The sequence below is a fragment of the Bradyrhizobium sp. LLZ17 genome (genome assembly GCF_041200145.1).
Classification (GTDB): Bacteria; Pseudomonadota; Alphaproteobacteria; order Rhizobiales; family Xanthobacteraceae; genus Bradyrhizobium.
In genome coordinates this window covers 4,490,777-4,504,984 of the sequence record NZ_CP165734.1, presented here as the reverse complement: position 1 = coordinate 4,504,984, position 14,208 = coordinate 4,490,777, and the positions used below count along the sequence as shown (strand labels likewise).

Genomic DNA, 14,208 nt, shown 5'->3' with positions numbered 1-14,208 from the left:
TCCCGGGGGAGGTGCCTTTCCCGCAGGAAATCGTTTAGAAGTTGGGAGAATAGTGCACCGGATATTACCCAAGGAGGCCGGTCATGGCCAATATCGCAAAGCCTATCGCATATTCGCCGAGCTGGACCTTCTTCGAGGGCAAATGGCATGAGGGCAACGTGCCGATCATGGGGCCGCGCACGCATGGCGCATGGCTCGGCTCGGTCGTGTTCGACGGCGCGCGCGCGTTCGAGGGCGTCGCGCCTGATCTCGATCGCCACATCGCGCGCGCCAATCAATCCGCGATCAATTTCGGTCTGAAGCCGGTGGTCGATGCCGGCACCTGGCTCACGCTCGCGAAGGAAGGCATTGCGCGCTTCGCGGCGAATGCCGAGCTCTATATCCGGCCGATGTACTGGGCACAGAACGGCGCCGGCGGCGGCGTGCTGTTCGACCCCGACACCACCAATTGGTGCCTGTGCATCTACGAGGCGCCGATGCCCAAGCCGGTCGGCAACGCGATCACGCTGTCGCCGTTCCGCCGGCCCACCGCCGAATGCGCGCCGGTCGAAGCCAAGGCGGCCTGTCTCTATCCCAACAATTCGCGCGCGCTGGCGGAGGCCGCCTCGCGCGGCTTCCAGAACGCGCTGATGCTCGACATGCTCGGCAACGTCGCGGAGTTCGGCAATTCCAACGTGTTCATGGCAAAGGACGGCGTGGTCTTCACGCCGGCGCCGAACGGCACCTTCCTCAACGGCATCACCCGCCAGCGCGTCATCGGCCTGCTTCGCGCCGACGGAGTGACCGTGGTCGAGACGACGCTGCGCTACGCCGACTTCGTTGCCGCCGACGAGATCTTCTCCACCGGCAATTTTGCGAAGGTCGCGCCCGTGATCCGCATCGACGAGCGCGAGCTGAAGCCGGGTCCGCTCTACACCAGGGCGCGCAAGCTCTATTGGGATTTTGCGCATGCGGTGAAACTGGCGGCGTAGGCCTTCACGCGCGTCCTGTTTTTCGCCGAGACGATACTGACAGTGCGGCAGGCGTACGCGGTAGCTAACCGGTTTTCCGTCGAAATCGGCTGAACTGAAAGGCCTGCGTGGAACGCCACGGCGTATGATGCGTCTCGCCGCGCGTTTCGACGAGTTCGAATCCCGGTCCGAGCTCCATCGAAAGGCTCGCGCTGTCATGCCGCTGGACCGGCAGGCCGCTGCACCTTTCGGGACCATCCGGCGCGAAGGTGCCGATGATGACGTGGCCGCCGGGCGCGACCGCCGACCGCAGGCGGTCGACGTAAGCTGCCCTGTCGCCCGGATCTGTCAGGAAGTGGAATGCAGCGCGATCGTGCCAGACATCGTATGCCTTCGCCGGTCGCCATGTCGTTGCGTCGGCCACGATCCAGTCGATCGCTGCGGCGGCCGCCCCGATTCGCGTCTTTGCGGCCTCAAGCGCGCTGACCGAGAGATCCAGCACGGCGATGTTGCGATATCCCGCCTGCAAAAGGCTGTCGGCCAATCGTGACGCGCCACCGCCAATATCGATGATCGCGGCAGTATGATCCGAATCGGCCGCGCGGATCATCCCCAGCGAGATCGTCGGCGTGTCCTGAAACCAGCTGACCTCCGTCTCGCCTTTGGTGGTGTAGACGTGGTCCCAATGCGTGGTTCGGTCGGACATGGCGTATGCCTTGGCCCTCCGGCGTGTCAGCAGGCCTTCGGGGACGACCCAGACCGGTTGGCGGCGTCCGGTAAAAGCGGCCGCTGCCCGCGGGCACTCCGCGCGAATGAAGGATCTACTCTTCCTTCTTCGACATCTTCTCGAGGCGTTCCTGCATCTCCTTCATCTGCTGACGCAGGTCGTCGATGTTGGTGTCCTTTGCCGGCTCGGCGCTGGCCTCGGGCTCGGCCTCCGGTGGGGCTCCCGCCGGGCGGCCCGGAGTGGGGACAAAAGGCTTGAACATCGAGAAGGTCTGCTGAAACAGCTCCATGTTGCGGCGGACCTGTTCTTCGAGCGGGGCAAATGGGGTCCCGGAGAGCGAGGTGGCGATCTGCTTACGGAACTTTTCCTGCTCCTGGGTCAGCGATGCGATGGCCTGCTCCAGATATTTCGGCACCACCATCTGCATGCTGTCGCCGTAGAAGCGGATGAGCTGGCGCAGGAAGGTGGTCGGCAACAGGTTCTGGCCGGCCTTGTTCTCCTGCTCGAAGATGATCTGGGCGAGCACGGAGCGGGTGATGTCGTCGCCGGTCTTGGCGTCGTAGACCAGAAAATCTTCGCCGTCCTTGACCATGGACGCGAGGTCTTCCAGCGTCACATAGGTGCTCGTTCCGGTGTTGTAGAGCCGGCGGTTCGCGTATTTCTTGATGGTTGTGGGTTGGTCTGATTTCGCCATGGGCTCTCACTTGCAAGCACGGAGAACGGGAACCTGACGGGCAATGCCGCAGGGCGGGAAGAGTACGCAACGCAACAAAATAAGCATTTTCAACGGGGGCACGCTACCGTTTTGTGCGGCACGGTTAATTGCACAGCAAAAACGTGCTTGCGAAATCGCCAAGAACGCTATTTTGAATGCGCTGCGGCATGAATTCGATCGCCAGCCGATTGACATGCCTCAACGACGTTAACAGGATGCCGTCCGAGACTGGCGAGCCGTTTTCCCAGCCCCGTCTGCCCCCATACAACCCAGGAGATGCCCATGTCAGACGATGTCGTCATCGTCAGCGCCGCCCGCACCCCGGTCGGAAGCTTCAACGGAGCGTTCGCGACCCTTCCCGCCCATGATCTCGGCGCGATCGCCATCAAGGCCGCGCTCGAGCGCGGTGGCATCGAGCCCGGCCGGGTCTCCGAAGTCATCATGGGCCAGATCCTGACTGCTGCCCAAGGCCAGAACCCCGCCCGCCAAGCCTCGATCAATGCCGGCATTCCCGTCGAGAGCCCGGCCTGGGGCGTGAACCAGCTCTGTGGCTCGGGCCTGCGGACCGTCGCGCTCGGCTATCAGGCGCTGCTCAACGGCGATTCCGAGATCGTGGTCGCCGGCGGCCAGGAATCCATGAGCATGGCCCCGCACGCCCAGTATCTGCGCGGCGGCGTCAAGATGGGCCCGGTCGAGTTCGTCGACACCATGATCAAGGACGGTCTGTGGGATGCCTTCAACGGCTACCACATGGGCAACACCGCGGAGAATGTCGCGCGGCAGTGGCAGATCACCCGCGCCCAGCAGGATGAGTTCGCGGTCGCCTCGCAGCAGAAGGCGGAGGCCGCACAGAAGGCCGGCAAGTTCAACGACGAGATCGTCCCCGTCACCATCAAGTCCCGCAAGGGCGACATCGTCGTCAGCGCCGACGAATATCCGCGCCACGGCGCAACGCTCGACGGTATGGCAAAACTGAAGCCAGCTTTCGAGAAGGAAGGCACGGTCACCGCGGGCTCGGCCTCCGGCATCAATGACGGCGCCGCCGCCGTGGTGCTGATGACCGCCAAGCAGGCCGCCAAGGAAGGCAAGAAGCCGCTCGCGCGCATCGTGTCCTGGGCGCAGGCCGGCGTCGATCCGAAGATCATGGGTTCGGGCCCGATCCCGGCCTCGCGTGCCGCGCTGAAGAAGGCCGGCTGGAACGTCGGCGATCTCGACCTGATCGAGGCCAATGAGGCCTTCGCGGCGCAGGCCTGTGCCGTCAACAAGGACCTCGGCTGGGATACCTCCAAGGTCAACGTCAATGGCGGCGCGATCGCGATCGGCCACCCGGTCGGTGCCTCCGGTGCGCGCGTGCTGGTGACGCTGCTGCACGAGATGCAGAAGCGCGATTCCAAGAAGGGCCTCGCCACGCTGTGCATCGGCGGCGGCATGGGCATTGCCATGTGCATCGCCCGCGATTGATGCGGGCGAGGCACCAAACGAGGACATGCATCGCGCGCGACTGAAACAGCTGACGCGCAGCTTACGCCTCATCTGTGCGTGCGTTGCACACATGAGTGAGTGCATTGCACGCGATTAAAAAGGCGGCGGTTGCAAATCAAATATTCTTCGCAATCGCGCAAGCCTCGACTAAAGAGAAACGCCCGGCTCGATGCCGGGCGTTTTGTTCTTGATGTCCATCAAACGTCCCGCATAATCCGCATCTAAAACGATCACTCAGAAACGTCCGAAGAGTCCTAGGGAAGGAATACGATATGACACGTGTTGCATTGGTGACGGGTGGTACGCGGGGCATCGGAGCTGCGATCAGCAAGGCGCTGAAGGCGGCCGGCTACAAGGTCGCGGCGAGCTACGCCGGCAACGATGCGGCTGCGGACAAATTCAAGGCTGAGACCGGCATCGCCGTCTACAAATGGGACGTCAGCAGTTTCGATGCCTGCGCCGAAGGCGTGAAGAAGGTCGAAGCCGAGGTCGGGTCAATCGATGTGCTCGTCAACAACGCCGGTATCACCAAGGACGGCGCCTTCCACAAGATGAGCCTCGAGCAGTGGAACGCCGTGATCGGGACCAATCTCGGTTCGCTGTTCAACATGTCGCGCCAGGTCATCGAAGGCATGCGTGGCCGCAAGTTCGGCCGCATCATCAACATCTCCTCGATCAACGGACAGAAGGGCCAGTTCGGCCAGGTGAACTATTCCGCAGCCAAAGCCGGTGAGATCGGCTTCACCAAGGCGCTCGCGCTGGAGAACGCCAAGGCCGGCGTCACCGTGAACGCGATCTGCCCGGGCTACATCAACACGGAGATGGTGCAGGCCGTGCCGAAGGACGTGCTGGAAAAGGCCATCCTGCCGCTGATCCTGATCGGCCGTCTCGGCGAGCCCGAAGAAATTGCACGCGCGGTCGTGTTCCTCGCCGCCGATGAAGCCGGCGCCATCACCGGCTCGACGCTGACCGTCAACGGCGGCCAGTACATGGTGTGATGCGATCGCATCACGCTTGATCATATCGGTAACTTCGTCATGCCCGGGCAAAAGCGCGAAGCGCGTCTTCGCGCTAGACGTCCCGGGCATCCACGGCCTTACAACAGCCGTCGCCACGAAAGAACGTGGATGGCCGGGACATAGGCGAGCGCAAGCGACGCCGTCCCTCGGACGGCTACGCCCGGCCATGACGAGAGTATTTGGCCAATGACTCCCCGCACGGCGACGTTGATCGGATTGACCGCGATCCTGATGTGGTCGCTGCTCTCCGTGATGACGGTGGCGACCGGAAGGATTCCGGCGTTCCAGCTCGCCGCGATGACGTTCGCGATTGGCGGTCTGGTCGGCCTTCTCACCTGGATCGGCCGCGGCGAGGCGGCGAAAAGCTTGCGCCAGCCAGCCGTCGTGTGGGCCGTCGGCGTTGGCGGACTATTCGGCTATCACGCGCTGTACTTCCTTGCGCTGCGCTTCGCGCCACCGGCCGAAGCGGGCCTGTTGAATTATCTCTGGCCGCTGTTGATCGTGTTGTTCTCGTCGTTGCTGCCTGGCGAGCGGCTCGCCCCGCATCACATCATCGGCGCCATGCTCGGCCTCGTCGGCACCGTGCTGCTGTTCGCCGGCAACACCGCTGGCTTCGCGCAGGGGCAGTGGCCCGGACTGATCGCGGCCTTCGTCGCCGCGTTCGTGTGGGCAACCTATTCGGTGTTGTCACGCCGGCTCAAGGCGGTGCCGACCGATGCGGTCGCAGGATTCTGCCTTGTGACCGCCGCGCTTGCCGCGCTGATGCATGCCGCGCTCGAGACGACGGTGTGGCCGGAGACGAAACTGCAATGGCTCTCCGTCATCGCGCTCGGCATCGGCCCGGTCGGTGCCGCGTTCTACGCCTGGGACATCGGCATGAAGCGCGGCGACATCCGTGTGCTCGGCGCGGCATCCTATGCGACGCCGTTGCTCTCGACCGGCTTCCTCATCGCTGCCGGCTTCGCCAAGGCGAGTGCAAACATCGCGATCGCCGCGATCCTGATCGCCGGCGGCGGTCTGATTGCGGCGAAAGACATGGTGCTGCGGAAGCGATGAGGCGTTCGTTCGCCGTACTGTTGATCTCGATGCTCGCTGCTCCGGGCGCCATGGCGCAAGTCCGTGCGACGCCTGAAACGTTCACCGGCATTTATCGGAACGAGCACGCGAATGGCCGGCCCGAGACGGTTACGATAAGCGATCGATCAGGATTGATCCGCGGCTAAGGCGCCGGCTGCCAGCCGGGCGGTCGATACATCGTTTCCGGAATCTGCCCGAGCTCGGAGCGCTGCAATCGCTGCGGCGTCAGGCTGTAAAATTCCTGGAAGCTCAGGATCAGTGGCCGCCATTTGTCGGGATCGATGCGATTGCTCGCTCCTTCCATCATAATGTCGGGATGCGCATGGACCCGCGTGATACGGACCTCGATTGCGGCGAGATGACCACGCCAGACGGCGTCGTCCTGCGCCATCTCATGCACATGCGCGACCTTTGCTTCCAGCTGCACCGGACACTCGGCGGCGCGTGGCGCGCCGACCGTCTCGCCCGGTAGCGCCGTCAATCCGCTAAGACCGAACTTGTCCTTCTCGTGCCGGTAACCGCGATGGAGCTTTCCCGGCGGCACCGGATCCGAGCCTGTGGTGCGGGCGAGGCGGTCGACGGCAGCGACGAGGTCCGCGGACGGCAGGTTGAGCACGCATTCCCCGGTGCGAATCATGTTCTCCGTGGTCTTGGAATTGCGCGCGAGCCCGAGCATGCCGCGCCATCCCACCCACCATGCCGACGACATTGGCGCGAGATTGGAGGAGCCGTCTTCGTTGGTTGAGCCAATCAAAACGACGGGCGTTCCGAAATACAAAATGGCCGGGTCTATCTGAATTGCTGGCGGGTCAAATGTTCCGTGCATCACGCGCTCCTGTTCACTGGATGCGCTGTGTTACGTTGTGCAACGGATCGAACCCACCCGATTCCAGATAGGGCGTTACGGCTCCCAGCCCTTCGGCGCGAGCTCGAATTTTGCGAACTCGAATGCGGGCGCCACGGTGCAGCCGAGCAGCGTCCATTCGCCGGTCGTCTCCGCCATTTGCCAGGCATCGGCCGGAACAATCGCCTGCGGCCGTTCGCCGTTGATGAGATCGGTGCCGAGGCGCACCTCGTGCTGCGAACAGCCATCGTGCGCGATGCGCAGCGCAAGCGGGCTTCCGGCGTAGTAGTGCCAGATCTCGGCCGCATCGATGCGATGCCAGTGCGAGCGCTCGCCACGGGCGAGCAGGAAATAGATCAGGGTCGAGCGCGAACGGCCGTTGGCGTCGGTAGCCTGGTCGCGAAAAGTCTCGCGGTAATGTCCGCCCTCGGGATGCGGGCGGAGTTCGAGACGTGCGATGATCTCGGCTGCGGTCGGCATCGATCCCCGTCCGGATTTTTCTTCAGGATTTGTTCTTCAGGACTTGTTCTTGCGCTCGCGCAATTCGCCGAACACCGTGGCGGCATCCGCGCCCTTCATGTGCAGCCTGGCCGCGACCGAGGGTTCATCAGCGCGCAGGAACACATTTGCTCGCTTCTCGTCACCAAGCAGCGAGGGAATCGTCGGCTTGTTCTCTGCCCGAAGCTTCGCCACCTCCGCCGCGCGCGCCTGGAGCGCCGCATTGTCGGGCTCGACGGTGAGCGCGAACTTGACGTTGGACGCGGTGTATTCGTGGCCGCAATAGAGCATGAAGTCGTCGGGCAGGGCGCGCAGCTTGAGAAGCGAGTCCCACATCATCGGATAATTGCCCTCGAACACGCGGCCGCAGCCGATCGAGAACAGCGTGTCGGCGGCGAACAGCGTCTTTTCGGTGTCGAACACGTAGGAGATGTGGTCGAGCGTATGGCCGGGCGTCTCCAGCACGCGGGCCAGCAGGTTTCCGATCTTGACCACGTCGGCGTTGGCGACGCGCAAGTCGACGTTCGCAATCCTGGTCGTCTTGTCATGCGGCGCGACGACGCGGCAATTGTATTTCTGCTTGAGTTCGGCGACGCCTCCGACATGATCGCCGTGATGATGGGTGATCAGGATGTCGGTGAGCTGCCAGCCCTCGTGCTCCAGAGCGTCAAGGATGGGACCGGCCTCGGGCGCGTCGATCGACGCCGTCGCGCCGGTTTCCAGATCGTGGATCAGATAACCGAAATTGTCGTTTAAACAGTTGAAAGTACGAATTTCGGCGGCCATGACATCTCCATCGGGCTCAGCCCCGCCAGACAAATATGGCGTTAGCGTTGCTCAGGCAATGCAATATTCAGCGCGCAGCTGCTGCCTTGTGCATGTTACATTACCCGCATGACCATCGATGTCGTCGACCTTCGCGAGTTTTATTCCCGGCGCCTCGGCATCGTGGCGCGGCAAATGATCAATCGCGGCATCAAGGAGCGCTGGCCCGGCGCCAAGGGTCAGCGTGTGCTCGGCATCGGCTATCCCACCCCCTATCTTGGCTTGTTCCGCGAAGACGCGGAGCGCTGCATCGCCTTCATGCCGGCGGCCCAGGGTGTCTTGAAATGGCCGACAGGGCGCCCGGCGCTGGCCTCACTGGTGGATGAATTCTCCCTGCCGTTGCCGGACGCCGCGGTCGACCGCATCCTGCTGGTGCATGCACTGGAGATGTCCGACGATCCGGCGGCGCTGCTCCGCGAGATCTGGCGGGTGCTGTCGCCGTCCGGGCGCGTGATCGCGGTGATTCCGAACCGGCGCGGGGTGTGGACCCGCAGCGACAACACGCCATTTGGCCACGGTCGGCCCTATTCGCGTTCGCAGATCACGGACTTGTTGCGCCAGACCTGGTTCACGCCGACCTCGTGGGGCGAGGCGCTGTTCATGCCGCCTTACGCCGGTGGCTGGGTGCTCAAATCGGCGCAGATGTGGGAGCGCGCCGGTGCGGCGCTGTCGCTGCCCTTTGCCGGCGTCCACATCGTCGAGGCCACCAAGCAGGTCTATCGGGCGATCCCCGCCAAGCGCGAGCGGGCGCGGCTGATTCCGTCGTTGAAGCCGGTTCTGGTGCCGTCCTCGACCGTGACACGCACATAAAAGCAAATCGTCCCGGCGAGGCCGGGACGATGCGGTTCGGGACATCAGAAGAGGCGCTGCGGCTCACTCGCTGGGGGCGAGATCGTCGCCGGAAGCGGCCGGCGCTGCCTCGCGCTCGGGGCGCGGGCCGGCATGCGGCCGGCGGCGCCGCCGCGGGAAGCGCTCGCCAGCACCACCGCCTTCCACGCTCTGGCCGCCGTTCAACTGCGGCTGCGGGCCGGTGATGAAAGAGGGCAGGCGATCCACGTTGCCGGCCTCGGCGATCGCGGGCTGCGGCTGGTTCGGCGGTTGGGGCTGCGGCTGAGGCTGGTATTGCGGCTGCGGACGGTGGTCGCGCTCGCGGTGCTCGCGCGGCTGCTGATTGTCACGCTGATAGGGGTGGTTGTCACGCGGCTGAAAATCGCGCTGGTGCTCGCGCTGGCCCTCGCGCACATAAGGCTGCGGCGGCGGTTGCGGCACGAAGCCCGGCTCCTGGCCGAAATTCGAGAAATTCTCGCCGTCGTCCTCGCTGTCGTCGCTGCTGCTGACGGGCTCGTCGCCGCGCGGCTGCTGGTTTTGGCGGAACTGCTCCTGGGCCGTCGCGATCAGGCGGAAATAATGCTCGGCATGCTGGTAGTAGTTTTCGGCGGCGACCGGGTCGCCTGAGGAACGTGCATCGCGCGCGAGCTGAAGATATTTCTCGGCGATGTGCGAGGCCGTACCGCGGATCTTGATGTCGGGTCCGTTCGATTCGTAGACCCGGGTCATCGGGTTCTGGCCGCGCCGGTTATGATTGTTGTTGCTGTTATTGTTGTTGTTGCGGTTGCGCATCCGCTGCTTGTTCTGACCGTTTCTCATGTCCTGCCTTTAATTCCAGCCCTAAAGGTTGTACGCATTACTGATTGCTGAGACTGACCCAGCGGTTCACACGTCTCGCGCGCACTGCGCACAAGAGCGGACTAGACCCTGCCGATGTTCGTCGACCGTCGCGTTCAACAAAGACGCGTTCCCCATCCGCCAGCATTCAGCGCCAGCGAACCCATTCATTTTGCTTGCCAAAACAAGCCTTGTTTTCTTGCGTTAGTCTTCGCGCGCAATATCAGGCTTTCGTTCACGTTGCGGTCGGAAAGCAGCGCACCTCAAGGGCTATCGCGCTTAACGGGACCTGCGGCTTGGAACCTAAAATCAGTGAAGCTCTCGCTCGAGAGCCCGGCTTTCGCCCGTAGTTCTACGGGGCCGACACCGATGTGCTAAGCAGAAGGTAGTCGTTCCCATAGGATATTCCAAGAGGTTTTTTGGCGCCCAATCCGGCTTTTATGGGGGCATTTTTCGGGCCGAAACGGCCCTCGGGATTCCCGCCAGATCGGCCTTGGGCGGCCTGTCCACCACCAACGCGGCGGCGGCCATCAAGGTTTCAATGTTTCGCGCCTGGCCCTGGCCTGCCTCGACGATCAGCGCTCCGCCGGGGGCGAGGCGCTCGGCCGCCTGGGGCATCAAGGCGCGGTAGGCGTCGTATCCGTCGTTGCCGCCATCGAGCGCCAGATGGGGATCGTGCGCGCGGACTTCGATGCTCAATTTCGGAATTTCAGCCGAAGGAATGTAGGGTGGATTCGACACGATGAGATCGAACGGGCCCGAAAGCGCGGTCGCATAGGAGCAGGCGACGAAGGCCGCGCGGTCGGCAAGACCGAGAGCCGCGGCATTGCCCCTGGCGGTGTCGAGCGCGGAGAGGCTGAGATCTGTGCCGACCCCGAAGGCGTCTGGAATTTCGTGCAGCAGCGCGAGCAGGATCGCTCCGGACCCGGTGCCGATGTCGGCGATGCGCGGGCGCCGTCCCGATATGGTGAGCTCGCGGAAAAGCTCGAGCGCCAGTTCGACCACCGTCTCGGTGTCGGGGCGCGGCACCAGCGTCGCTTCGGACAAGCGAAACGGCAGGCCCCAGAATTCCCTCGCGCCGACAATGCGCGCGACCGGCTCATGCGCGAGCCGGCGCTCCGCATATCCCTCGACCCGCACGACCTCCTCGGGCGTGAGCCGTCGTCCCGCCTGCATGACCATCGCGGTCAGATCGAGGCCCAGCGCGGCGCCGACCAGCAGGCGCGCATCGAGCGCGGCTTCTTCGATGCCGGCCGATTGCAGCCGTGCCGCAAGCGCACGCCGCGCACTCTCGATGCTGGATCCGGACCCGGAATCTGCCAATGGAACCATCCTGCCTGGCATCGTGGATAGATCGGCGGGCCTGCTTGCGTCAACGGACATGGTGGCGTTTGATCGCGGCGGCAGCGGCGGTGAGACCATGACGGCCTATGACGATCAGAATGTCTTCGCGAAAATCCTGCGCGGCGAGATTCCCTGCCTCGAGGTGTTCAGGGACAACCGCAGCCTCGCTTTCCTGGACATCATGCCGCGCTCGCCCGGGCACACGCTGGTGATCCCCAGGGCGCCGGCGCGCGGCATCCTTGACGTCGCGGAGGACGATCTCGCCGCTGTGGCCCGAACCGCCAAACGGGTTGCGATCGCGGCAATGAAGGCTTTCGATGCCGAGGGCATCATCCTCCAGCAGTTCAGCGAGCCGGCCAGCGGGCAGGTGGTCTTGCACCTGCACATGCACGTCATGCCGGTCAAGGCTGGTGTCGAACTGCTGCCGGCGCAGACGCGCAGAGAGGATCCCGCCGTGCTCGCCGACCACGCCAGGCGCCTGATCGCGGCGATCGGCGGCTGACGAAATCTAGACGCCGAGATAACGCTGCAGCAGTTCCGGCTGAGCCTTGAGTTCTTGCGCCGGGCCCTCGTGCACGATGTGGCCATTGTTGATGATGTAGATGCGGCTTGCCAGCGCAAGCGTCGCCGCGAGGTTCTGCTCGACCAGCACGATGGTCTGGCCGGCGGCCGCGAGCTCGCGGCAGGCCTTGATGAGGTCATGGACGATGACGGGTGCCAACCCTTCAAAGGGTTCGTCCAGCAGGATGATCTTGGGATCGCGCACCAGCGCCCGGGCGATCGCGAGCATCTGCTGCTCGCCGCCGGAGAGCTCGGTGCCACGGTTGTTGCGACGCTCCTTCAATCGCGGAAACATCTCGTAGATGCGCGCGAGCGGCCAGCGTTTCGGCGCGGTGATCCCGGCGATGACGATGTTCTCCTCGACCGACAGGCTGCCGAAGATGCGGCGCTCCTCGTGCACCAGCTGCATCCCGGCCTGAGCGATCTTGTGGCTCCTGCGTCCGGCGATATCGATGCCGTCGAATTTCACGGTACCGCTGCGCGGCGTGACGACGCCCATCAGGCTCTTCAGCGTCGTGCTCTTGCCGGCGCCGTTGCGGCCGAGCAGCGCGACCACCTCGTGCTGTTCGACGTGCATGGCGACGTCGAACAGGATGTGGGAGTCCCCGTAATAGCTGTTCAGGCCGTTGACCTCGATCAGGCTCATGCGGCGATCTCTCCATGCACGCCGCCGAGGTAGGCTTCCTGCACCGCGGCGTTGGTCCTGATCTCCTCCGGCGTGCCGTCGAGCAGGACCCGACCCTCCTGGAGCACCGTGACGCGCTCGACCAGCTCGAACAGCGAATCCATGTCGTGGTCGATGATGATCATGGTGCGGCCGCGGGCGATTGATTTGAGCAGCTTGACGGTCTCGACCCGTTCGCGCGGACTCATGCCGGCGAGCGGTTCGTCGAGCAGGAGCAGGCGGGGCGAGGTGGCGAGCGCGAGCCCGATCTCCAGCCGCCGCTTTTCGCCATAGGCGAGCTCTGCGACTTCGGTGTCGGCGCGGCCGGTCAGGTTGACCAGCGCAAGCGTGTGCTCCACCTGCTCCGACAGGCCTTTGACACTGGAGAGCTTGCGGAACAGATCGAGCCGGAACTTTCCGCGCAACTCGGCGAGCGCGGCGATTGTGAGGTTCTGCCGCACCGTCAGTCCGGTGAAGAGCTGGTTGACCTGGTAGCTCTTGGTGAGCCCGAGCTGGCAGACGTCGGTGATCTTCAATCCGGTGATGTCGCGCCCCTCGAATGTGATTCGGCCGGAGCTTGGCGCGATCTCACAGGTCAGCATCTTGAAGAAGGTCGATTTGCCGGCGCCATTGGGGCCGATGATGCCGCGCAGCTCGCCCTGGTTGACGCTGAAGTCGATGTTGCTGTTGGCGAGGAGGCCGCCATAACGTTTGGTGAGGCCGCTGGCTTTCAGGATCGGTCCGGAGAAGGCGGGGTTTTCGATCTGCTTCGCTTGCATCGGGGCCGGGAGGGATTGCTGGGCGCCCTCGACGTGGGCGCTCTGTTGGTCCGGCTCCGTATCCGGCCGCGACCGCTTGCCGAACACAAAGTGATAGAGGTCCACGAGACCGCCGACGATGCCGCCACGCAGGAAACAGACCAGCAGCACGAATACGATGCCCAGCACGAGCTTCCAGGCCGCTCCCAGGCCCACCGCTCCCTGGAGGAAGTCCTGGAGGAAGAGCCAGACAGCGGCGCCGACCAGCGGGCCGAATAGTGTGCCTCTGCCGCCGATCGCGGTCTGCATCACGAGCTGGCCGGAGGTGTCGAAGGTGAAAGCATCGGGCGGCATGAAGGCCTGGAGCACGCCGAGAAGGCCGCCGGCGAATCCAGCATAGGCCGCGGCGATCACGAAGGCGGTCAGCTTGTAGCCGTGGATATTGTGGCCGACCGCGGTGGCGCGCAGCGGGTTGTCGCGGATCGCGCTGAAGATGGCGCCGACCGGCGAGCGAACGATCCTGAGCGCGATCACGACACCGATGAAATAACAAAGGGCAATGAACTGATAGAGCGACCAGCCGTCGGTGAAGTGGATCGCGGTGAAGCCGAGATTGAAGCTCGGCATCGGAACACCCGGCAGGCCGTTCTCGCCGCCGGTGAAGTCGGAGAGCGGATTGAACTCGACGAAGAAGAACACCTCCGCGATGGCGACCGTGATCATGGCAAAGTAGATGCCGGTCCGGCGCAGCGCGACCAGCCCGACCAGATAGCCGGTCGCAGCCGCAGCGATCATGCCGATGACCAGCGCGCCCAGCACATTGCTGAACCCGGCGCGGGTCAGCAGATAGGCCGCGACGAAGCCGCCGGTGCCGTAGAAGGCGGATTGGCCGAACGACAGCAGCCCGGTGAAGCCGAACAGAATGTCGAAGCCGAGCCCGAATAGGCCCCAGACCAGGATTCGGTTCACGGTGTTCGGTGCGAAGCCGAGATGAGGCAGCACGAAGGGAGCTACGATCAGCCCGGCCGCGGTCAGGATCTCGATCAGGAACGGGCGTTGCTTGAGCATCTGGGGGTCAC

The 14,208-nt window shown here is 64.0% G+C and carries 15 protein-coding genes; 6 read left to right on the top strand and 9 right to left on the bottom strand.

What is annotated here, in order from left to right:
* Positions 1-83: 83 nt before the first annotated feature.
* Entirely contained in the window at positions 84-971 is an 888-nt protein-coding gene (locus AB8Z38_RS21715; protein WP_369719860.1) for a branched-chain amino acid aminotransferase, read from the top strand.
* A 64-nt stretch (positions 972-1,035) separates the two neighbouring features.
* Here AB8Z38_RS21715 and AB8Z38_RS21710 read toward each other — a convergent pair whose 3' ends face one another.
* The gene (locus tag AB8Z38_RS21710; protein WP_369719859.1) at positions 1,036-1,656 is read right to left on the bottom strand and encodes a trans-aconitate 2-methyltransferase; all 621 of its coding nucleotides are present in this window, start codon (positions 1,654-1,656) and stop codon (positions 1,036-1,038) included.
* A 115-nt stretch (positions 1,657-1,771) separates the two neighbouring features.
* Positions 1,772-2,371, bottom strand: a complete 600-nt coding sequence (phaR, locus tag AB8Z38_RS21705) for a polyhydroxyalkanoate synthesis repressor PhaR (protein WP_369719858.1) — start codon at positions 2,369-2,371, stop codon at positions 1,772-1,774.
* Positions 2,372-2,674: 303 nt separating this feature from the next.
* Between phaR and AB8Z38_RS21700 the strand changes: the two genes are divergently transcribed.
* The 3 genes from AB8Z38_RS21700 (at position 2,675) to AB8Z38_RS21690 (ending at position 5,949) form a co-directional block, all read left to right on the top strand.
* Positions 2,675-3,853: an acetyl-CoA C-acetyltransferase gene (locus AB8Z38_RS21700; protein ID WP_369719857.1), complete on the top strand. Its 1,179-nt coding sequence runs from the start codon at positions 2,675-2,677 to the stop codon at positions 3,851-3,853.
* A gap of 293 nt (positions 3,854-4,146) precedes the next feature.
* The gene (gene phbB / locus AB8Z38_RS21695; RefSeq protein ID WP_369719856.1) at positions 4,147-4,872 is read left to right on the top strand and encodes an acetoacetyl-CoA reductase; all 726 of its coding nucleotides are present in this window, start codon (positions 4,147-4,149) and stop codon (positions 4,870-4,872) included.
* A gap of 207 nt (positions 4,873-5,079) precedes the next feature.
* Positions 5,080-5,949 carry a DMT family transporter gene (locus AB8Z38_RS21690; protein ID WP_369719855.1) on the top strand — a complete coding sequence of 290 codons (870 nt, stop codon included), beginning with the start codon at positions 5,080-5,082 and terminating at the stop codon, positions 5,947-5,949.
* 163 nt (positions 5,950-6,112) lie between these two features.
* On the opposite strand, the gene AB8Z38_RS21685 is transcribed toward AB8Z38_RS21690, so the two are convergent.
* The 3 genes from AB8Z38_RS21685 to gloB all read right to left on the bottom strand — a co-directional run bounded on the left by AB8Z38_RS21685 (position 6,113) and on the right by gloB (position 8,098).
* Positions 6,113-6,796, bottom strand: a complete 684-nt coding sequence (locus AB8Z38_RS21685; RefSeq protein ID WP_369719854.1) for a flavin reductase family protein — start codon at positions 6,794-6,796, stop codon at positions 6,113-6,115.
* A 75-nt stretch (positions 6,797-6,871) separates the two neighbouring features.
* Complete coding sequence (locus AB8Z38_RS21680; protein WP_369719853.1) at positions 6,872-7,294, bottom strand: cupin domain-containing protein; 423 nt, start codon at positions 7,292-7,294, stop codon at positions 6,872-6,874.
* A gap of 36 nt (positions 7,295-7,330) precedes the next feature.
* Positions 7,331-8,098 carry a hydroxyacylglutathione hydrolase gene (gloB, locus tag AB8Z38_RS21675; RefSeq protein WP_369719852.1) on the bottom strand — a complete coding sequence of 256 codons (768 nt, stop codon included), beginning with the start codon at positions 8,096-8,098 and terminating at the stop codon, positions 7,331-7,333.
* Positions 8,099-8,206: 108 nt separating this feature from the next.
* Between gloB and AB8Z38_RS21670 the strand changes: the two genes are divergently transcribed.
* Positions 8,207-8,947 carry a methyltransferase domain-containing protein gene (locus AB8Z38_RS21670; protein WP_369719851.1) on the top strand — a complete coding sequence of 247 codons (741 nt, stop codon included), beginning with the start codon at positions 8,207-8,209 and terminating at the stop codon, positions 8,945-8,947.
* 63 nt (positions 8,948-9,010) lie between these two features.
* Here AB8Z38_RS21670 and AB8Z38_RS21665 read toward each other — a convergent pair whose 3' ends face one another.
* Entirely contained in the window at positions 9,011-9,784 is a 774-nt protein-coding gene (locus tag AB8Z38_RS21665) for a DUF4167 domain-containing protein (RefSeq protein ID WP_369719850.1), read from the bottom strand.
* Between the two features lie 456 nt (positions 9,785-10,240).
* On the bottom strand, positions 10,241-11,134 hold the full coding sequence (prmC, locus tag AB8Z38_RS21660; protein ID WP_369719849.1) for a peptide chain release factor N(5)-glutamine methyltransferase: 894 nt from the start codon (positions 11,132-11,134) through the stop codon (positions 10,241-10,243).
* An 88-nt stretch (positions 11,135-11,222) separates the two neighbouring features.
* On the opposite strand from prmC, the gene AB8Z38_RS21655 reads away from it, so the two are divergent.
* Positions 11,223-11,648, top strand: coding sequence for an HIT domain-containing protein (locus AB8Z38_RS21655; RefSeq protein ID WP_369726567.1), 426 nt, complete (start codon positions 11,223-11,225; stop codon positions 11,646-11,648).
* 6 nt (positions 11,649-11,654) lie between these two features.
* Here the strand turns inward: AB8Z38_RS21655 and AB8Z38_RS21650 are convergent, their stop codons facing one another.
* Positions 11,655-12,353 carry an ABC transporter ATP-binding protein gene (locus AB8Z38_RS21650; protein WP_369719848.1) on the bottom strand — a complete coding sequence of 233 codons (699 nt, stop codon included), beginning with the start codon at positions 12,351-12,353 and terminating at the stop codon, positions 11,655-11,657.
* A complete protein-coding gene (locus AB8Z38_RS21645; protein WP_369719847.1) occupies positions 12,350-14,197 on the bottom strand; it encodes an ATP-binding cassette domain-containing protein in 1,848 nt (615 codons plus the stop codon). Before AB8Z38_RS21645 ends, AB8Z38_RS21650 begins: the two co-directional genes overlap by 4 nt.
* Positions 14,198-14,208: the final 11 nt, after the last annotated feature.

Excerpts from the sequence above, each read along its gene's own strand:
- AB8Z38_RS21715 (WP_369719860.1), top strand. The coding sequence starts at position 84 with ATGGCCAATATCGCAAAGCCTATCGCATATTCGCCGAGCTGGACCTTC.
- AB8Z38_RS21710 (WP_369719859.1), bottom strand. The coding sequence starts at position 1,656 with ATGTCCGACCGAACCACGCATTGGGACCACGTCTACACCACCAAAGGC.
- phaR (WP_369719858.1), bottom strand. The coding sequence starts at position 2,371 with ATGGCGAAATCAGACCAACCCACAACCATCAAGAAATACGCGAACCGC.
- AB8Z38_RS21700 (WP_369719857.1), top strand. The coding sequence starts at position 2,675 with ATGTCAGACGATGTCGTCATCGTCAGCGCCGCCCGCACCCCGGTCGGA.
- phbB (WP_369719856.1), top strand. The coding sequence starts at position 4,147 with ATGACACGTGTTGCATTGGTGACGGGTGGTACGCGGGGCATCGGAGCT.
- AB8Z38_RS21690 (WP_369719855.1), top strand. The coding sequence starts at position 5,080 with ATGACTCCCCGCACGGCGACGTTGATCGGATTGACCGCGATCCTGATG.
- AB8Z38_RS21685 (WP_369719854.1), bottom strand. The coding sequence starts at position 6,796 with ATGCACGGAACATTTGACCCGCCAGCAATTCAGATAGACCCGGCCATT.
- AB8Z38_RS21680 (WP_369719853.1), bottom strand. The coding sequence starts at position 7,294 with ATGCCGACCGCAGCCGAGATCATCGCACGTCTCGAACTCCGCCCGCAT.
- gloB (WP_369719852.1), bottom strand. The coding sequence starts at position 8,098 with ATGGCCGCCGAAATTCGTACTTTCAACTGTTTAAACGACAATTTCGGT.
- AB8Z38_RS21670 (WP_369719851.1), top strand. The coding sequence starts at position 8,207 with ATGACCATCGATGTCGTCGACCTTCGCGAGTTTTATTCCCGGCGCCTC.
- AB8Z38_RS21665 (WP_369719850.1), bottom strand. The coding sequence starts at position 9,784 with ATGAGAAACGGTCAGAACAAGCAGCGGATGCGCAACCGCAACAACAAC.
- prmC (WP_369719849.1), bottom strand. The coding sequence starts at position 11,134 with ATGGTTCCATTGGCAGATTCCGGGTCCGGATCCAGCATCGAGAGTGCG.
- AB8Z38_RS21655 (WP_369726567.1), top strand. The coding sequence starts at position 11,223 with ATGACGGCCTATGACGATCAGAATGTCTTCGCGAAAATCCTGCGCGGC.
- AB8Z38_RS21650 (WP_369719848.1), bottom strand. The coding sequence starts at position 12,353 with ATGAGCCTGATCGAGGTCAACGGCCTGAACAGCTATTACGGGGACTCC.
- AB8Z38_RS21645 (WP_369719847.1), bottom strand. The coding sequence starts at position 14,197 with ATGCTCAAGCAACGCCCGTTCCTGATCGAGATCCTGACCGCGGCCGGG.